The 19,113-nt window shown below is 69.1% G+C and carries 16 protein-coding genes; 13 read left to right on the forward strand and 3 right to left on the reverse strand.

Translation table 11 applies throughout. The annotated features are described in order from the left end of the window. The first annotated feature begins 34 nt into the window (after positions 1-34). The 5 genes from D457_RS0123485 (at position 35) to D457_RS0123505 (ending at position 6,036) form a co-directional block, all read left to right on the forward strand. Positions 35-1,219, forward strand: a complete 1,185-nt coding sequence (locus D457_RS0123485; protein WP_017583127.1) for an amidohydrolase — start codon at positions 35-37, stop codon at positions 1,217-1,219. Between the two features lie 100 nt (positions 1,220-1,319). Further along, positions 1,320-1,718, forward strand: coding sequence for an IS200/IS605 family transposase (gene tnpA, locus D457_RS0123490; RefSeq protein ID WP_017583128.1), 399 nt, complete (start codon positions 1,320-1,322; stop codon positions 1,716-1,718). Positions 1,719-1,734: 16 nt separating this feature from the next. Continuing rightward, positions 1,735-2,994 (forward strand): RNA-guided endonuclease InsQ/TnpB family protein, encoded by a 1,260-nt coding sequence (locus tag D457_RS0123495; RefSeq protein ID WP_017583129.1) that lies wholly within the window; start codon positions 1,735-1,737, stop codon positions 2,992-2,994. Positions 2,995-3,498: 504 nt separating this feature from the next. Next, positions 3,499-5,175, forward strand: coding sequence for an RICIN domain-containing protein (locus D457_RS34220; RefSeq protein ID WP_017583130.1), 1,677 nt, complete (start codon positions 3,499-3,501; stop codon positions 5,173-5,175). A 360-nt stretch (positions 5,176-5,535) separates the two neighbouring features. Next, positions 5,536-6,036: an SRPBCC family protein gene (locus tag D457_RS0123505; RefSeq protein WP_017583131.1), complete on the forward strand. Its 501-nt coding sequence runs from the start codon at positions 5,536-5,538 to the stop codon at positions 6,034-6,036. A 6-nt stretch (positions 6,037-6,042) separates the two neighbouring features. Here the strand turns inward: D457_RS0123505 and D457_RS36265 are convergent, their stop codons facing one another. Further along, positions 6,043-6,201, reverse strand: a complete 159-nt coding sequence (locus D457_RS36265) for a hypothetical protein (protein ID WP_017583132.1) — start codon at positions 6,199-6,201, stop codon at positions 6,043-6,045. 265 nt (positions 6,202-6,466) lie between these two features. Between D457_RS36265 and D457_RS0123515 the strand changes: the two genes are divergently transcribed. The 8 genes from D457_RS0123515 to D457_RS0123550 all read left to right on the forward strand — a co-directional run bounded on the left by D457_RS0123515 (position 6,467) and on the right by D457_RS0123550 (position 17,361). Next, positions 6,467-7,111 (forward strand): DUF4352 domain-containing protein, encoded by a 645-nt coding sequence (locus tag D457_RS0123515; RefSeq protein WP_017583133.1) that lies wholly within the window; start codon positions 6,467-6,469, stop codon positions 7,109-7,111. A gap of 235 nt (positions 7,112-7,346) precedes the next feature. Beyond that, entirely contained in the window at positions 7,347-8,714 is a 1,368-nt protein-coding gene (locus tag D457_RS0123520) for a flavin monoamine oxidase family protein (RefSeq protein ID WP_017583134.1), read from the forward strand. Between the two features lie 229 nt (positions 8,715-8,943). Beyond that, positions 8,944-10,746 (forward strand): carbon starvation CstA family protein, encoded by a 1,803-nt coding sequence (locus D457_RS33215; protein WP_017583135.1) that lies wholly within the window; start codon positions 8,944-8,946, stop codon positions 10,744-10,746. A 313-nt stretch (positions 10,747-11,059) separates the two neighbouring features. Further along, positions 11,060-11,815: a CDP-alcohol phosphatidyltransferase family protein gene (locus tag D457_RS0123530; RefSeq protein ID WP_017583136.1), complete on the forward strand. Its 756-nt coding sequence runs from the start codon at positions 11,060-11,062 to the stop codon at positions 11,813-11,815. A 230-nt stretch (positions 11,816-12,045) separates the two neighbouring features. After that, positions 12,046-14,550, forward strand: a complete 2,505-nt coding sequence (locus tag D457_RS0123535; RefSeq protein ID WP_017583137.1) for a mannose-1-phosphate guanyltransferase — start codon at positions 12,046-12,048, stop codon at positions 14,548-14,550. Between the two features lie 615 nt (positions 14,551-15,165). Then, entirely contained in the window at positions 15,166-15,708 is a 543-nt protein-coding gene (locus tag D457_RS0123540) for an FHA domain-containing protein (RefSeq protein ID WP_026116950.1), read from the forward strand. A 170-nt stretch (positions 15,709-15,878) separates the two neighbouring features. Further along, complete coding sequence (locus tag D457_RS0123545; RefSeq protein ID WP_017583139.1) at positions 15,879-16,352, forward strand: bifunctional nuclease family protein; 474 nt, start codon at positions 15,879-15,881, stop codon at positions 16,350-16,352. 508 nt (positions 16,353-16,860) lie between these two features. Next, on the forward strand, positions 16,861-17,361 hold the full coding sequence (locus D457_RS0123550) for a MerR family transcriptional regulator (protein WP_083926846.1): 501 nt from the start codon (positions 16,861-16,863) through the stop codon (positions 17,359-17,361). A gap of 42 nt (positions 17,362-17,403) precedes the next feature. Here the strand turns inward: D457_RS0123550 and D457_RS0123555 are convergent, their stop codons facing one another. Continuing rightward, complete coding sequence (locus D457_RS0123555; protein ID WP_017583141.1) at positions 17,404-18,093, reverse strand: hypothetical protein; 690 nt, start codon at positions 18,091-18,093, stop codon at positions 17,404-17,406. Positions 18,094-18,105: 12 nt separating this feature from the next. Further along, entirely contained in the window at positions 18,106-18,933 is an 828-nt protein-coding gene (locus D457_RS34225; RefSeq protein ID WP_017583142.1) for a DUF2599 domain-containing protein, read from the reverse strand. Between the last annotated feature and the right edge of the window lie 180 nt (positions 18,934-19,113).

The raw sequence follows: 19,113 nt of genomic DNA on the forward strand, positions 1-19,113 counted from the left end.
CTGCTAGTGGTATACCAAAAGCGAGGAGGCTGCCATGGCCGAGCGGAGCCACACGACGATCTTCCGGAACGTCCGACCGATGGGCGGGGACGCCGTCGACCTGGTGGTGGTCGACGGGCGGGTGTCGGAGGCGCAGGCGCAGGGGAGCCCCGAGGTGGTGGACTGCGGCGGGCGGATCGCCCTGCCCACGCTCGTCGACGCGCACATCCACCCGGACAAGACCACCTGGGGCGAGCCCTGGCACTCGCGCCGCCCGGCCAGCGGGATCGCCGAGCTGGGCGAGCAGGACGCCGAGGTCTTCCGGGACACCCCCGCCCCGGTCGCCGTGCGGGCCGAGCGGCTCATGGGCCACGCAGTCACCCGCGGCACCCGGGCCATGCGGGCCCACGCCGACATCGCTCCCGCCTACGGGCTGGAGGGCCTTCAAGGGGTCCGGGAGGCCGCCGAGCGGCTCGAGCACGCCCTGGACGTGCGGATCGTCGCCTTCCCCCAGCACGGGGTCCGGCGCGCGCCCGGAACCGACGCCCTGCTGGAGGAGGCGTTGCGCACCGGGGCGGCCGACCTGGTCGGCGGGATCGACCCCGAGGGCTTCGACGGCGACCTCGACGGCCAGCTCGACCTCGTGTTCGGCCTGGCCGACCGCCACCGGGTCGGGGTCGACATCCACCTGCACGACGACGGTCCCGTGGGCTCGCGCACGATGCGGGCGATCATCGAACGCACCCGGGCCCTTGGCCTGGGCGGCAACGTGACGGTCAGCCACGCCTTCGGGATGACGGGGGCGGAGGAGGACTTCGACGCCCTTGCCGCGGCCCTGGGAGAGGCCGGGATCGCGCTCACCACCGTGGCCCCGAGCCCGGCCCGGGTCCTGCCCGTGGCGCGGCTGCGCGAACACGGGGTGCGGGTCGGGGTGGGCTCGGACGGTGTCCGCGACTCCTGGAGCCCCTTCGGTGACGCCGACATGATGCACCGCGCGCACCTGCTGGCCAAGGCGTCGCGGGCCCGCCTGGACGAGCAGCTCTCGGACGCCTACCTCACCAGCGCGCACGACGGCGCGGCGCTGGTCGGCCTGGACCGGGCCGATTTCCAGCCGGGCGCCCCCGCGGACTTCCTCCTGGTGGAAGGCGAATGCCTGCCCCAGGTCGTGGTGGACCTGCCCGAGCGCCATGCGGTCGTGCGCGCGGGCCGGGTCGTGGCCCGGGAGGGGCGCCTGGTCTGATCTTGTTTCTAGCGGCGCAGATCCCCGGCTTCAGCCGTGGGGTCAGCCGCTTTCTTGGAACACACCTGCGATAGATGGCTTCACGCTGTATATTTTTCGGGTGGCTGCCACTCTCAGGTCGAACAGCAACATCACGTTCCAGTGCGCCTTTCACGTGGTGTGGTGCCCCAAGTACCGGCGCCCTGTTCTCGGTGGGCGAATCGAGGAACGGCTGAAGCAGATCATCCGCGAGGTCATCGACGAAAAGGGGGCATGGCTGGTGAAGATGGAGGTCATGCCCGACCACGTGCACCTGCTCGTGGAGGTCGACCCCCAGTTCGGTGTGCACCGGCTCGTCAAGGCCATCAAGGGCCGCTCCTCGCGACTGTTGCGTGCCGAGTTTTTGTCGCTGAAGTCGCGTCTGCCCACGTTGTGGACGAACAGCTACTTCGTGGCGACGGCGGGCGGTGCTCCGCTGGAGCAGATCAACAAGTACGTGCAGAACCAGAAGAACCGCTGAGGAAAGGGGGTGTTCCATGCTGTCGGGTCGCAGGTACCGGCTTGAGCTCACCGGCGTGCAGGCGCAGTCCTGCGCTGAGTTCGGGGATGTGTGTCGGGCGGTGTGGAACACCGCCTTGGATCAGCGCCGTCAGTATGTGGACCGGTATACCCGGGGCCGCGGTGGTGAGTTCTGCGGATACCACCTCCAGGCCGGGCAGCTTGCGGAGGCCAAGGCCGAGGAGGAGTGGCTGAAGGCCGCGCCCTCGCACATCCTCCAGCAGACGTTGAAGGATCTGGATCGGGCCTGTCGTGAGCACGGCACGTTCCAGGTGAAGTTCCGCGCCAAGGGGCGGTGGAGCCCGTCGTTCAGGTTCCCCGACGCCAAGCAGATCCGGGTCGAGAAGCTCAACCGGAAGTGGGGTCGGGTCAAGCTCCCCAAACTCGGCTGGTGCACCTTGAGCATGTCCCGCCCCCTCGGCGGGCAGGTCAGGTCCGCCACCGTGTCGCACAAGTCGGGCCGCTGGTTCGTGTCGTTCCTGGTCGAGGACGGACAGCTCGCCCCCGAACACCACCCGGGGACACCGGTGGGTGTGGATCGGGGTGTGGTGGTCGCGGCCACCACATCCGATGGCCAGTTCCATGATCGGGAGTTCGCCACCGAGGGTGAGAAGACCCGGTACCGGTGTTTGCAGCAGCGCCTGGCTCGGCAGCGCAAGGGCAGCGCGAACCGCCGCAAGACCCTGGCGGCGATGAACCGGATCATGGGTCGGGTCACTGACCGGCGCGGTGACTTTTGCGCCTGGACGGCGAACCGGCTCACCTGCAAGCATTCCGTGGTGGTGTTGGAGGATCTGAATACCCGGGGCATGACGGCGTCTGCACGCGGAACCGTTGAGGACCCCGGTAAACGGGTGCGTCAGAAGGCGGGGCTCAACAAGGCAATTCTCGGCAAGGGGTGGAACCGCCTCGAAGCCGCGTTGAACAACGCCGCCCGGTACACGGGCACCACGATCGTCAAGGTCAACCCGGCGTTCACGTCCCAGACGTGCCACGAGTGCGATCACACGGACTCGGCCTCGCGCGAGAGCCAAGCGCGGTTCCGATGCACCAAGTGCCAGCATGAGTGCCACGCCGATGTGAACGCCGCCAAGAACGTCTGTCGCGCCGCAGGGCATGCGGTGCCAGCCTGTGGAGACCTCGGGGTTACCCGGTCTGAGAAGCAGGAACCAGTGGGAATCCGTGAGGTAGTACCGCACCAACCAGCGCTGCCGCTGGTTGGAATCCCCCGGCTTTAGCCGTGGGGAGGAAGTCAACCCCGCGTGACCCGAGCCCGGACCGGGCGCGTTCGTGCTCGATGGCGGCCAGCCCCCGGTTCAGGCCGGGGGGGATCCGGTCCAGTGCGGGGCCCACCGCGCCCGGGCCGGAGCGCCGATGGCTGGGCCGGTGCCGGGAGAACGTTTTCCGTACCAGCTTCCGGAACTCACTGTGCGGGATCCGTTCCGCGCGGCATTCGTGATCCCCAGCCCCCATGGGCCCGCACACGAGGAGCGGTATGAGCCCGCAGGGCAACCGGACCCGTCCTCGCGGGGCCCTGCCCGCCGCGGCCCCTGGCACGCTGCCCGTCCCGCCGGGGGCCGCCCGGGGCCGGTTTCGGTCGCTCTCCAGCACGAATATCGGGAATGCGCTTTCCGTGCTAGCTTCTCCCACTCCACATGTTTCCGCGAGCGCGCCCCCGTGCGCTCGCCTCCTCCGGATCCCCCTCCGGATCCCCCTCCGGAGCCCGCTGACATGGAGTAGCGATGACAGAGAAGACCCCCACCAGGAGGGCGAACAGGCGACGCCGCTCGCCGTGGATCGCGGCGGCCGCCGCCGCGACCACCCTGGCAGCAGCGGCAGCCCTGGTCCTCAACCCGTTCGGTGACGACGCCGAGCCGGAACTGCAGAGCGGTAGCGAACCCCTGGTCGCGGCCGCCGACATCTCCCCGGACGCCGAGTACGTCCTGGTCAATCAGCACAGCGGCCTGGCCGCCGACGTCACCGGCGGCTCGCGCGAGAGAGGTGCGGAACTCATCCAGTGGGAGCGCACGGACCGCCCCTGGCAGCGGTTCCGCTTCGTCCCGGCCGGCGACGGCTTCTTCAGCCTCGTCAACGTCCACAGCGGTATGGCGGTGGACGTGTGGGAACGCTCCACGGAGGACGGCGCCGAGATTCGCCAGCACGAGCCCAACGACGGTCACCACCAGCAGTGGGAGCCCGTCGAAGGCGAGGGGGGCGTGTCCCTCCTCAACCGCAACAGCGGTAAGGCCCTGGAGGTGTGGGAGTGGAGCGAGGAGCCCGGCGGGCGCCTGTCCCAGTTCGACCACCACGGAGGCCAGGGCCAGGTCTGGTCCGTGGTCCGCGTCGACGAGGCGCCGGAAACGGCCGACTGCGGTGAGGGCGACGCCCACGCCGAAGCGGTCCTCGACGGTTCCACGTGGACCTCGCGTGCCGGGGGCGGCGTCCTCTACGAGGGCGGCGACATGCTCCAGGCGATGCGCGCGGCCGTGGACGGACTCACCCCGGACCGCGTATCGCAGGAGCGGGTCGTCGTGCGGGGCACGGGCACGGTTCCGGCCAACGCCTCGCTCGACCTGCCCAGCCACACCTCGCTGGAGGTGTGCGGCACCATCAACGTGACCGGTACGCCCGGTGCCGGGCACGCTCCCGTCCGGATCCGCCACGCGGAGAACGTGTCGGTGCCGCACCTGACCCTGACCGGCAACCCGTACTTCGGCGTGTACGTGCGCACCTCCGAGAACGTCCATCTGGGTCAGCTCGACCTGCGCCTGTCCGGCGGTCTGGGCGTGCGGATCGACAGCCGCGACAACGACTCGGTCCGCGAGGCGCGGAACATCCGCGTCGACGACGTCTTCGTCTCCGGCACCGGGAGCCACGGTGTGGAGACCTACGGCGTGGACGGGCTGGACATCGGCACCGTCACGGCCCGTGACACCGGTTACTCCGGCCTGCTGCTCAACGACACCGTCAACGCCGACATCGGGCTGGTGGACGCCGAGGGCGCGGGCACCGGTACCGGGTACGCGGCGTTCCGGATGGCCAACCGCAACGGTCGACTCGGCGACGAGTACTCCACCAACATCCGGGTCGGCGAGGTCCGTGCGCGCGGCGGCGGCCGGGGGATCTTCTGCGTCTCGGAGAGCGGCGGCGCCGTGATCGAGCGCGTGGACATCGCCGGGACCGGCAACAACGCGGTGCTCATCGAGAACTGCTACAACGTCACCCTCGCCGAGGAAGGCGGTACCGTCGCCGGGCCGGGCGGTATCCGGATCGCCGCCCGCTCGGAGTTCTCCAACACCCGCGACATCACCTTCGCCAACCTGAGGCTGGTCGACAGCGAGATCACCGAGAACCCGTGCGGTGTGAACACGGTCGTCCGTGACATCACCTGGGAGAACAGCCGGGACAACACCTGCTGATCCCGGACCGGGCAGATCCGGCGAAAGGCAGAGGCGGTAGGCCCCGGATAAAAGAAATCTGAAAGCCTCGTGCACTAGGTTTCTGGACGGGCGAACGCCGGGGAACCCCGGCGGTGACGTGGACTCGGGCTCTGCCACCCGGGTGCCCTGAGCGGTCAGGACGGGACCGCTCCTACGTTCGGGCGGTCAGGACGGGACCGCCCGTGCATGTGGGGGCGGCGGTGGGCGTGAAGAGCGCCGACCGCCGCCCCGCCGCTGTGCGGCCCCTCCCGGTTCCCCCTGAATGTCCTCGGCCCGCGTTATCGTCGGGCCCTGGCTGTCGTCCGGCCCTGGTAGGGGGCGTCTGAACGGGGTGGGTCCATGGAGCGGGAACGGCACGGAAGCGAACAGGGTGCGGGGAACGCGCGGGTCGACCGCGCCGAACGTGTCGTCGCGGCGCCGCCGGCGGCGGTCTACCGCGCGATGACCGACCCCGAGGCCCTGGAGGCCTGGCTGCCCCCGGAGGGCATGACTGGCCGGATCGAGCGCTTCGAACCCTGGCCCGGCGGCGGCTTCCGGATGGTGCTGACCTATCTCGATCCCGGAACCGGGCAGGGCAAGACCACGGAGTCCACCGACGTCACCGAGGTCGGGTTCGCCGAACTGCTGCCCGACGAACGGATCGTTCAGCGCGTGGACTTCGCTTCGGAGGACCCCGACTTCTCCGGGACTATGACGATGACCTGGCGGCTCGCACCGGTCGACGGGGGCACCCGGGTGAGCGTCGAGGCGACCGGCGTGCCGCCGGGCATCACACCCGGGGACCACGCCGCCGGGCTCGGCTCGTCACTGGCCAACCTCGCCGCCCACCTCGAACCCTGACCTCCGCTACCCGAGTTCCCGGGCCCGGTCCAGGCGTGCGCGCAGCCAGGGCGGCGTGTGCTCGGCCGGGCGCGGGAAGTACACCTGGTCCAACGCGAAGCTGAAGTCCGTCGGGTCGGCGGCGAAGGTGGGCTCCTCGGGGCGGCCTGTGGAGTGGAGGGGCATCGGTGGTCTTTCCGTGTGCGGGCGCAACCAACACCTCTGTTTCTAGTGGGCACCCCCGACAGCAGTGAAACGGGAGGCCGCCCGGAAAGTACCTCGCGCGCGAGGTTATCACTTTGAGTGATTTTCTGGGTGGCCGGATCAGGTCAGGCCGAAGACTGAACCAGCGCCATTATCGGCCCGTCTGTACTCGGTGAACAGTGCAAGGAGGTGGGGCTCCGGCCCATGGCAAGGAAGCGATAATATGACTCTCAGTAATGTAAACGGCGTGCGGAAGAATTCGCTGCTGACCCTGCTCGGATCCCTGGGAATCGTGCTGGTCCTCGGAGCGACCGCGACCGGTTGCGGCGAACTGCTTCCGGGGCCCTCCTCCGGCGGTGAGGGTGCCGCGGCGGTCGAGTCAACGGAGGACGGTGCCGCTGAGGGTGCCGCCGCGGAAGGCGACGGCGAGGGTGCCGTCGGCGACGAGGGCGACACCGACGAAGAGAGCGACACCGGAGGCCAGGGCGGAAACGGTGGCGGTGACTCCGCCCAGCCCGGTGACCTGGAGTTCACGTTCGTCTCGATGACCGTGGACGCCGGCGCGTTCACCAGCGCCGGTACAGGAGACGAGTACGTCCCCGACGGCCAGTACGTTCTGGTGGAGCTCGAGCTGGAGAACCATGGTTCCGAGACGGTCGAGTACAGTCCCGCGCCCCTGAGGCTGGTGGACGCCCAGGGCGTCGAGCACGAGCACGACATTCCCGCGACCGTTGCCAAGTACGACGCCCTCGAGTCCTTCCGCCTCTTGGAGCCCGGCGACCACGGCTCCCAGAAGATCCTGTTCGACATCCCGGTCGACGCCCTGCCGAGCTACATGATCGTCGGGGAAACGGGATACGGCGCCCCCACGGCCAACCTCGCTCTGAACTGAGTCCGGACCGGGCTCTCCCGGGGAGGGGTTCCCGTCGGGCCTCTCCCCGGGGCCGGGCCCTTCCCTCCCCTCCCCCCTTTCCCTCCCCGTCTTCCCCTAGCCCTCCTGGCGGTCTTCTTCCGGCTCCCTTGCCGGGTTCCCTCGGGTGTGTCCTCCCTGGTCGGGGCAGTTGGGACGCATAAGGTCGCACTTGTGGGCCGCCAGCATGGAAGCGCCGGCACGGAGGGGGAGTGCGATGAGCGAGGACGTGAGCGCGGAGGTCACCGGGGTGGGTACCCGCGCCGAGCCCGAACCGCGCGGACGCGAGGCCGCCCCGGGACGGGGGCACACCATCGTCGTGGGCGCCGGGATGGCCGGGCTGGCCGCCGCGGACCGGCTGGCCGACCAGGGCGAGCGTGTGACGGTGCTCGAGGCGCGCAGCCGGACCGGGGGGCGCATCCACTCGGTGCACACCTGGGACGGCACCACCCTGGACGCGGGGGCCTCCTGGATGCGCGGCCAGGAGAACAACCCGCTGTCGCGGCTGGTGGAGGAGGTGGGCGCGCGCACCGCCGTGTTCAACCGCTCCACCGAGACCGCCTACGACCCCAAGGGCCGCAGGCTCCTGTTCGACCGGCACACCCGCAACATGGAGGACGTCAACCTCCTGCACGAGCACATGTACTGGGCCACGGTCGGTGCGAGCCCGGAGGAGTCCATGGAGGAGGGCATCAACCACGCCCTCTACGACGTCAACCTCGTGCGCTCGCGGGCCAGGGACGCCGCCGAGATCGTGCACCGCATCGCCGAGGCCGACCACGGGGCGGACGCCGAGGAGGTCGCCTTCTCCGCGGTGGCCTCCGTCCACGAGTTCAGCGGTGACGACGTGGTCTTCCCCGAGGGGATGAGCCAGCTCACCGACTACCTCGCCCGAGGGCTGGACGTGCGCATGGAGCACGTCGTGCTGAGCGTCTCCCACGACGACCGCGGAGCCAGCGTGCGGGTGGAAACCCCCGACGGCGAGGAGACGCTGACCGCGGACCGGGTACTGGTCACCCTGCCGCTGGGGGTCCTGCAGGCCGGGCAGGTGGACTTCACTCCGGAGCTGCCCGCGGACAAGCGCGACGCCGTGCGGCGCCTGGGCAACGGCCGGCTGGAGAAGCTCTTCCTGCGCTTCGACGACGTCTTCTGGGGCGACGCCGAGGTGCTGGTGCACCTGGGCACCGAGGAGGGCGCCTGGTTCCACTGGTTCGCCGGGCAGAACGTTCTGGGCGAGCCCATCCTGGTCAGCCGCAACGGGGGCAACGCCGCGCGGTTCCTGGCCGGGATGGACGACGGCGACGTGGTCGAGCACGCCATGGCGTCCCTGCGCGGCATGTTCAAGAAGGCACCGGACCCGATCGACCACTACCTGACGCACTGGATGGACGACCCCTTCGCGCGGGGCGGGTTCTCCTTCACCGCCGTCGGGGCCGGGGACGACGACCGCACGGCGCTGGGCGCGCCCGTCGGCGATCGGGTCTTCTTCGCGGGGGAGGCCACCGACATCGAGCACACCGCCACGGTGCACGGGGCTCTGCTGTCGGGGCGGCGCGAGGCCGAGCGCATCCTCTCCCTGGACTAGCGCCGGCCGGGGCGCCGCGGCGGGCCGCTCCCCGCTCCGCGGCGGCTCCCCGGGCTCTCGTCCGCCCGGCGGCGCCGCCCTCTCGCGGCGCGGCGGGCAAGAAGCTCCCCGCCCGCCCTTCACCGTGGCGAACGTCACGTGCTAATTTCGCCTGCACTGTATACACCCTAGTCAGGCGCCAATCCCCTTTCCCAGCCGCACCCGGTGCCGTGAGTTCGAAGGAACCCCCATGTCGGCCCTAGCAGTCCTTCTCGGAGCCCTGGCGCTGTTCGCCCTCGGCTACCGGTTCTACTCGGCCTATCTCGCCAAGCGGGTCTACGCCCTGGACCCCGACTTCGTCACCCCCGCCCACGCCTACAAGGACGGCATCGACTACGTCCCCACCAACAAGCACATCGTCTTCGCCCACCACTTCATCTCCGTGGCGGGCGCGGCGCCGATCGTCGGCCCCGCCATCGCGGTCTTCTGGGGGTGGGGGCCAGCGCTCCTGTGGGTGGTGCTGGGCACGATCTTCGCCTCCGGCGCCCATGACTTCGGGGCGATCGTGGTGTCGGTGCGGCACAAGGGCAAGAGCATCGGCGCTCTGGCCAAGGACGTGATCGGGACCCGGGCCCGGATCCTGTTCCTGCTGATCATCTTCTTCCTGGTGACCATGGTCAACGCGGTGTTCGCGGTGATCATCACGGGCCTTCTCATCGCCAACCCCCAGGCGGTGCTCCCGGTCCTGGTCACCATTCCGCTGGCGATCGGGGTGGGCCAGGTCGTCTACCGCAGGCGCACCGCCGCGCTCGTCCCGTCGCTGATCAGTCTGCTGGTCGTGTACGCGTGCATCCCGCTCGGGCAGGCGTTCCCCATCACCGTGGACCCGTTGGCGAACCTGCTGGGCGCCGACCCCGCGCTGGTGTGGCTGGTGCTGATCTTCGTCTACACCTTCTTCACCTCGCGCCTGCCGGTGTGGCTGCTCCTACAGCCCCGCGACTACATCAACCAGCAGCAGATGGTGGTGGGCCTGCTCGTCATCATGGTCGGCATCATCGTGGGCATGAACACGATCGAGGCCCCCGCCTTCCGCGGTGACCTGCCCGAGGGAAGCCCGCCCATCTTCCCGCTGCTGTTCATCACCATCGCCTGCGGTGCGGTGTCCGGTTTCCACAGCCTGGTCGCCTCGGGGACGACCTCCAAGCAGCTGAACAAGGAGACCGACGCACGTTACGTGGGCTACCTGAGCTCGCTCGGTGAGGGCACGCTGGCCGTTTGCTCGATCCTGGCCTGCACCGCGGGCATCATGGTCTTCTCAGCCAACGAGGGGACCGCCTGGACCGACCACTACGCCGACTGGGCGACCGCCGGTACCAATCCGGCGGGCCGTTTCGTCGAAGGGGTGGCCGGTTTCGCGTCCAACATCGGGATCCCCGAGGGCGTCGGTCTGGTGTTCGCCACCGTGGTCGTGGTGAGCTTCGCGGCCACGAGCCTGGACACCGCGGTCCGACTCCAGCGCTACACCATCCAGGAGATCAGCTCCATCGTGAAGGAGAAGGCGGCCGAGGGCGGCGCGCTCGAACGCTCCTCGCGCTTCCTCAGCCGCAACATCACCGCGGCCACGCTCGTCGCGGTGGTGATCCCCTTCGGGCTGGCGCTCATCCCGGGGAACTTCGCCGCCGGGACCCTCTGGCAGCTGTTCGGTACGACCAACCAGCTGACCGCGGGACTGGCGCTGTCGGTCATCGCCGTGTGGGTGACCAAGCAGGGGCGCAACCCCGTCGCGGTCCTGGTGCCCCTGGTGTTCCTGGCGGTCATGACCTCGTGGGCGCTCCTGGTGCAGCTGAGGGACTTCGCGTTGAGCGACGATCCGATGCAGCGCTTCGTGCTCGCCCCGCTGGACCTGGTCATCTTCGGCCTGGCGGTGTGGATGATGGTGGAGGCGTCCGTGGCCCTGCGCAAGGCCTTCGCCGCGCGCCGCGGCGCGCCGGATGAGGTCGGCCAGGAGCGGGCCGCGGCCGAGGACGGTTCCGGTAGCGACGGGCCTGCCTGACCACGGGTCCGCCCTCCCCATCGGCGGGGCCCGGCCGAGGGCCCCGCCGACGAGCCGGGAAGCACAAAGCGGGCGGAGACCGTCGTTCGTCCCGGGCGCCCCACGAGCCCCACCGGTGACCCAAGGGACCGAAAGTCCAGGTGGATACCGGGTCACGGGACAAATCCGTACACGATACGATTAGCGGGCGGTCCTCCGCCGGGCATCCTGGGCCCGGTGGGGCGCGAGGTGGCGGGAAACGACGGTCCCGCCGGTTATCGTTGGCGCCATGGGGCGATCCGCGGAAGAAGGCAGACACGAGGCGGGGGGCAGCGTGGCCAGCCCGGTGGTCAGTGACCGCATCTGGACGGTTCCCAACCTGTTGAGCATGCTCCGGTTGTTGGGCGTGCCGCTGTTCCTCTGGCTCATCCTGGGCCCGGAGGAGGACTGGTGGGCTCTGCTCGTGCTCGCCCTGGCGGGTCTCAGTGACTGGCTGGACGGCAAGATCGCCCGGGCCTGGGACCAGGCCACCAAGCTGGGGCAGATCCTCGACCCGCTCGCCGACCGCCTCTACATCTTCGCGGCCCTGCTCGGCCTGGTCGTGCGCGGCATCGTCCCGTGGTGGCTGATGGCCCTCCTGGTCCTGCGCGACGTCCTCATCCTGGGCGCGCTGCCGCTGCTGCGCCACTTCGGCTACGGGCCGCTGCCGGTCAACTTCGCGGGCAAGGCCGCCACGCTCTGCCTTCTGTACGCGTTCCCGCTCCTGTTCATCGCGGGCTACGCGTCGATCATCGGAGATGTGGCCAGGATTATGGGTTGGGCCTTCGCCCTGTGGGGAACGGCTCTGTACTGGTGGGCCGGACTGCTCTACGCCGTACAGGGACTGCGCCTGATGGGCCAGACCCGCCGCGACGAACGCGCTGATCACGCGGGTATCCACGCGGGTGCCCGGGACAGCGACCCCGCACGCGGCCACGGCGTCGACCGATCGGATCCGATCGCACCGGCGACCGCGGACGGTCATCCCGGCGCGGCACCCGAAGGCCCGGACGGACCGGGCCTACCGGATCAGGGCAGGACCGGGCCCTGATCCACTGAACGAACCGGCGGACCGGCTCACCAGAGTCCTGTCGGATCGAAAGGGAGTGTCATCTCCGCCATGAGAACATGTCCCATCGCGCGCGAGGCCGCGCGTTCCGAGTACCTACCCCCCGTCGCGCCCCCTGGCCGCGTTGACCGCACCGCCGTTCGGGGGTCCCTGCGATGAGTACGACCGATTCCGCGTCCGGCGCCGCACCCGACGCCACTCCACCCCCCCCGATGAAGGCCGTGGTGATGGCGGGTGGCGAGGGCACGCGCCTGCGCCCCATGACCGCCAACCAGCCCAAACCGCTCCTGCCGGTGGTCAACAAGCCCATCATGGAGCACGTGCTGCTCCTGCTGCGCAAGCACGGATTCACCGAGACCGTGGTCACCGTGCAGTTCCTGGCCACGCTCATCCGCAACTACTTCGGTGACGGCGAGGAGCTCGGCATGAAGCTCCACTACGTCGCCGAGGAGGTCCCGCTCGGTACAGCGGGCAGCGTCAAGAACGCCGAGGAGCACCTGCGCGGGGAGCCGTTCATCGTCATCTCCGGCGACGCGCTCACTGACATCGACCTCACCGACATGGTCCGCTTCCACAAGGAGCGCGGCGCCAAGGTCACCATCGCCCTCAAGCGGGTCCCCAACCCGCTGGAGTTCGGCATCATCATCGTGGACGATCAGGGGCGTATCCAGCGCTTCCTGGAGAAACCCACCTGGGGCCAGGTCTTCTCCGACACCGTCAACACCGGCATCTACATCATGGAGCCGGAGGTCCTCGAACGAGTGGCCGCGGGCGAGGTGGTCGACTGGTCCGGCGACGTCTTCCCCGAACTGCTGGAGGAGGGCGAGCCCCTCTACGGGTACGTCGCCGACGGCTACTGGGAGGACGTGGGCACCCACGAGAGCTACCTCAGCGCCCAGGCCGACGTGCTCTCGGGCAAGGTCGACGTGGAGATCGACGGCTTCGAGGTGTCCCCGGGGGTGTGGGTCGGCGAGGGCGCGGAGGTCGACACCAGCGCCGTCCTCAAGGGCCCCCTCTACATCGGCGACTACGCCAAGATCGAGGCCGGGGCCGAACTGCGCGAGTACACGGTGGTCGGTAGCAACGCCGTGGTGCGAGCGGAGGCCTTCGCCCACCGCACGGTGCTGCACGACAACGTGTTCATCGGCCGCAACGCCAACCTGCGCGGCTGTGTGATCGGCAAGAACACGGACGTCATGGCGGCCGCCCGGATCGAGGAGGGCGCGGTCGTCGGCGAGGACTGCGTCATCGAGTCCGAGGCGTACGTCAACAACGACGTGAAGGTCTACCCGTTCAAGACCATCGAGGCCGGGGCGGTGGTCAATACCAACGTCGTCTGGGAGTCGCGCGGGCAGCGTTCGCTGTTCGGTCCCCGGGGCGTGTCCGGTCTGATCAACGTCGAGATCACGCCCGAGCTCGCGGTCCGGCTGGCCAACGCCTACGCCACCACGCTCAAGAAGGGCGCGATGGTCACGACCTCCCGTGACGTCTCGCGGGCGGCGCGCACGCTCAAGCGGGCGATCATCAGCGCGCTCACGGCCGCGGCCATGGACGTCCGGGACCTGGAGGTCGTGCCGCTGCCGGTGGCGCGCTTCCACACCTCGCAGAGCGGGATGAGCGGCGGCATCATGGTGCGCACCAGCCCCGGCGACCCCGAGTCCGTGGACATCCTGTTCCTGGACGGTCAGGGCGCCGACCTCTCCCCGGGGGCGCAGCGCAAACTCGACCGGGTCTTCTCCCGGGCGGAGTACCGGCGCGCCTTCCCCGGCGAGATCGGTGAGCTGACCTTCCCCTCCCGCAACGTCGAGAACTACTCCTACGAGCTCCTGAGGGCCGTGGACACCTCCGGGGTGGCCGAGGCCGAGCTGAAGGTCGTGGTGGACTGCGCGGGCGGTACGGGCTCGCTGATCCTGCCCTCGCTCCTGGGGCGGATCGGCGTGGACGTGCTCACGGTCAACAACCGGCTGGACGAGGCCTCGCCCACCGACACCGTGGCCAAGAAGATGCGGGACCTGGAGCGGCTGGGCGAGCTGGTGGCCAACTCCGGTGCCGACTTCGGGGTGCGCTTCGACCCGGTGGCCGAACGGTTGGCCATCGTGGACGAGAACGGCGAGCTGGTGGACGGCGACCGAGCGCTCCTGGTGGTACTGGACCTGGTCGCCGCCGAACGCCGCGGCGGGCGGGTGGCGCTTCCGGTCACCACGACCCGGGTGGCCGAGACGGTGGCCCGCTCCTACGGGGTCGAGGTGCTCTGGACCGCCACCGCCACCGACGAGCTGACCAAGGCGGTTCGCTCGGAGGGCGAGGAGATCATCTTCGCCGGTGACGGCCGGGGTGGGTTCGTCCTTCCCGAGTTCAGCCCCACCAGTGACGGCATCGCCGCCTTCGTGCGGCTGCTGGGGCTGGTGGCGCGGACCCGGCGCTCGCTCGGCCAGATCGACCGTGCGATCCCTCAGGCGCACCTGCTGCGCCGTTCGGTGCCCACCCCGTGGGCGGTCAAGGGGAGCGTCATGCGCGCGGTCGTGGAGGCCGCGGGCGAGCGCGAACTGGACACCACGGACGGGGTCCGGGTGATCGAGCCGGACGGTAGCTGGGCCCTGGTCCTGCCGGACACAGCCGAAGCGGTCACCCATCTTTGGGCCGAAGGTCCTGATTCGGACGGCGCGCAGCGCCTGCTCGACGAGTGGGCGGCCGTGGTGGAACGGGCTGAGGGCTAACGAAAGTGCCAGGCGGGTGCGGGCGGTGGGGCCGTCCGCACCCGCCTGACGCACGCAGGGATGTTTCTGGCATGGTCTCCCATTCCGGAAAAATCAGCGGTAAAGTGAATAAAAGCCCAGGTCAGGGCGGGGGTTGGGGGTGCGTGAAAATCCATTCGGGAATCCGGAGAACCAAACGCCCGGGCGGGGCATCTGCCCCAGAACAGGTGTTGGTTTCCCACGAGGCCTGTCCGAGGCCGAGGCGGCGCCCCAGGTGTCGAAGCGGCCCAACCCCGCAGCGCGGGCACCCCCAGGGTGTTCGCGGCGGGCCGAGGGGGAGCAAAACCCTGTCTGGACAGGGATATGGTTTAAAGTCGAGTGTTCCCTGAAGCACCGTGTCACCACCCGCCCCGGGAATCCCGGCAACGGCGGACACCCAACGGGGGGTGACAAGTTGTACAACATGGGGGATGAGACCTAGCGACCGACCGTGTGGGCCGTACCGCTGCCGCGACAGTGGGCCGTCCCGCCGTGTTCCGGAAGACGGGTGGGCCCGGTGCCCGCCGATCGCCCGGGACGCGCCACCGATCAGCCGAATCAAGCACCGCCCCGTGCGGTAGGAGGCCGAGCCGACCTATGTCGAGCGTTTACTGCACGCAGTGCGGTCACGCCGTTGCGGATGATGCCCGTTTCTGCTCCCACTGTGGGACCCCCGTCCGCAGGGCCGAACCCCAAAGTCCCCAGCCCAGTGCTGGTGGCGACGCCGGGGGAGATGTCACTTCCACCATCTCCATCTCCGGTATACAGGCCCTCGAGGAGGAGGAATCGGGTGACGAGCTCGGCGGCGACGACCCCGCCAGCGCCGACGCCCTTCCCCCTGGAACCGCTTTGCTGGTGGTTCGACGAGGCCCCAACGCAGGGAGCCGTTTCCTGTTGGACAGCGACGTGACCACCGCGGGTCGCCACCCCAACAGCGACATCTTCCTCGACGACGTCACCGTGTCCCGCCGCCACGTGGAGTTCTTCCGCCGCGGCAACGGTTTCGGCGTCCGCGACGTCGGCAGCCTCAACGGAACCTACGTCAACCGGGAACCGGTGGACGAGGCCGAACTGGGCGGGGGGGACGAGATCCAGATCGGCAAGTTCCGGATGGTCCTACTGACCAAACCGCGCCGATGACGGTGCGCTGACCACGGTCGACGGGGGCGGGAGGGCCGAAGAGGTTTGCGGCCCCCCGCCTCCGGAGAGCTTTGTAACGAAGGGTGCCGATTTCGCCCTCGGGTCCTGGTCCGACGGGGGAGCAGGGACGAGCGCCCATCCGGCATGACGACTCGTGGGACGGAGCCGCTGTGAAGCACATGGAAGTCGTCGGCGTCCGGGTTGAGATGCCCTCGAACCAACCGATTGTCCTGCTCAAGGAATCCGAGGGTGACCGCTACCTGCCGATCTGGATCGGCGGGGTAGAGGCCACCGCCATCGCGCTCGCCCAGCAGGGCGTGGCGCCCGCGCGCCCGCTCACGCACGACCTGTTCCGTGACGTCCTGGACGCACTGGACACGGGGCTCGAGACGGTGAACATCACCGGCCTGAGCGACGGCATCTTCTACGCCGAGCTGGTCTTCAGCAACGGGGTGGAGGTCAGCGCGCGCCCCTCGGACTCGATAGCCCTGGCGTTACGGACGGGGACCCCGATCTACGCCCACGAGGACGTGATCGAGGAAGCCGGGATGCCGATCCCGGACGAGCAGGAGGACCAGGTCGAGGCGTTCCGGGAGTTCCTGGACAACATCTCGCCCGAGGACTTCGGCCGACGCAGCACGTGACACGACGGGGCCCGCGCACTGCGGGCCCCGCCTTGTGTTTCCTGGGGAGCTTGGGTCCTGTAGGGATCTGTAGGGATGAGGAATTTTTGACCGGAATGAGTGGTTCGGGAGGATTCGGGGTGTGCCCCGAAGAACACGGCCGTGACCTGCGACTTTGTCAGTTGTGTGAGTGGTAGATTAGGCGAAGGGAATGGTCGTGGAGTGCGCAGCCGAAAACCGCCGGGCGCGTTCGCTCGCCGCCGGCTCCGGTGCCGCGGCGGCGTCGCCGCACGCACTTGGCGACGCGCCGAGCGGCTTCGTTGACGCTGCCTTGCGGCCGTCCTACGGTCAGTGCTGTGAACCCCACGGCGCGCCCATTCCCTGAGTGGACCTTCCCCTGTCGATGCCGTCGTGGGCCGAGAAGCCGGAGGTCGGCGTGGCGGTAGCGAGCGGCAAACGGGATCCCCATGACAGGCGGTCCGCGCTGCGGCTAGCGGGGCAGCAGGGCCTACTGTGCGAAGAGGACGTGATGGCGCTGCCTACGGACGTCGGGTATCGGGGCCCAGCGGCGTGTACGGCCGCGGGGATCACCTATCGACAGCTCGACTACTGGGCCAGGACCGGCCTGGTGGAGCCGAGCGTGCGCACTGGAGCCCATAACGCCCCTCTGTACAGCCTCCCGGACATCCTGATGCTCAAGGTGGCCAAGAGGCTCCTGGACACCGGGATCTCGCTCCAGCAGATCCGGACCGCGGTCGACCACCTGCGCGGGCGCCCTGCCGCCGAGCTCTCCCGCATCACCCTGATGAGTGACGGCGTCAGCGTCTACGAGTGCACCTCTCCCGACGAGGTCGTCGACCTCATGCAGCGCGGGCAGGGTATGTTCGGCCTGGCCCTGGCCAACGTCTCCCGTGAGTTGGAGGAGGCCCTGGGGGTGGTGCCCGCCGAGGAGCGGACCGACCTTCCGGCGGCGGCTCCCCAGCCCGTGGACGAGCTGGCCCAGCGCCGTAGAGAGCGGCGCACCGGCTGACCCGCGCCCCGCAGGATCGGAGCACGGGCTGTGTCCGGGGCCTCAGCAGGAGTCGTCGGAACCGTGCGCGCAGCGCAGGGCCTGGCTCAGAGCGGCGCGTTGGCTCTCGGTGAGCCGCTCGTCGGTGAAGTGGATGACGAAGTGGTTCACGTGCTCGGCGTCCGCGCCGACCTCCGAGGCGGCCGACGCGGCCTCCTCCGGAGTCTCGAACATCAGATAATCGGCCTGGTCCGTGGAGTAGGCCTGGTCACAGTCGAACCCGTCGGCGCACAGCAGCGCGGTGGTTTCGCGGGGGTTGCTCTCCAGGTACCACCCCATGGTCGGATCGGCGAAGAGGGGGCCGAGGTCGGCGTCGGGTTCGGATTCGTGCTCCAGCCATTCCTGAACGGCGTCCTTCTCCTCCTCGATCAGTGACGAGGAGGAGAAGCGGATGAGGACGGAGTCCGAAACCCGGGTATCGCCAGCCGTGTTCCCAGCGGCCTCCTCGGCCTGTTCCGGTGAGTCGAACCTGAGGAAGTCCGTGTGCTCGGTCGTGTACGCCTGGACACACGCCGTCTCCTCGTCGCACAGTTCACCGGTCGCCTCCTGAGCGTCGGTGATCAGGTACCAGGGTTCGGTGTCGGCGGAGAAGTAGTCCTCCAGGTCGAGGGAGGGCCCGGCCGAGCACGCGCTCAGGATCGCGACAATACTTAAAGAGCCGGCGACGGACAGGTTCCGCCATGGTTGACGCATCACTTGATCCTCCTATTTGTTGCCGCTCGCGGTGGTCCAGTTGCAGCGGTGCCTTGCCACGCCGTAGGTCCATGACCGGGTTCGGGTCGGGCGCCGTTTCTCCAAGTTCCAGTCGCCCGCGATGTTGAAGAACCCACCGGCCACGTGGCAGTCGTACTGCTGGCGCAGGGTTTTCTTTTCGGTCACCCGAGGGCGTTTGGCCTTGAGTTCGTTCCAACCGGCGGAGAGGAAGATCGCCTGCCCTGTTCCGGGCATAGGGATTCCCTGGCCGTAGGCGGACTTCCTGGCGTTTACTCTCAACTGGCTTCTCTCGGTGGTGTACGACGTCCAGGAGAAGAGGTCGATGCCCAACCACGGGTCGGCGACGACCGGGTAGGCGAACACCTCGCCGGGGTGGTCCACCACCTGGACGATCTTCGTGCCGTCGATCTCGTACCGGGTGGACACGGGACTTCCGTGGGCGTCCTTCGCCCATGCCGGGGCGATGCTTGCGAGATACGCTCCGTCGGGGTCGAGCAGGACCAGGATTCCGTCGTCCTGCTCTTCGATCCGGTCCAGGCCCACGGCCGAAAGATCGTACTCGTAGCCGGTGGGTGCGGAGGAGTCCTCGATGATGGTGGTGATCTGGACCGAACCGTCCGTCTTCAGCAGCGGGACCGTCTGGGCGCCGTTGCCGTGATCGAAGACGGCGGTCCCGTCGTCGAGTATCTCCGCGGGCTCGGTGCTCTCGGGGAAGGGCAGACGAATGGAAACATGGTGGTCGCCGTAGCCGTCAACGGAAATCGGTTCTTCGATCTCGATGGGGATGACGCTCTGACCGTTTTCGGTGACGGCCTTCACAGCGGTGTTCGTGGCATGGGGATTCTCGTGGATATCGCCAAGGTTTCGGGTGCGGAGGCTTCGAGTGCCCGGCCGACGCCAGTCGCCTCCAAACGAGTTGCCGCTGCTGTCGGGGTACTCATCAACGAAAGGATCACCGTGGCGGTGACCACTGTTCCAGTGGTGTGGGCGAGGGCACGT

Origin of the sequence: Nocardiopsis valliformis DSM 45023 (genome assembly GCF_000340985.1) — a bacterium.
In the GTDB taxonomy this organism is placed as follows: domain Bacteria; phylum Actinomycetota; class Actinomycetes; order Streptosporangiales; family Streptosporangiaceae; genus Nocardiopsis; species Nocardiopsis exhalans.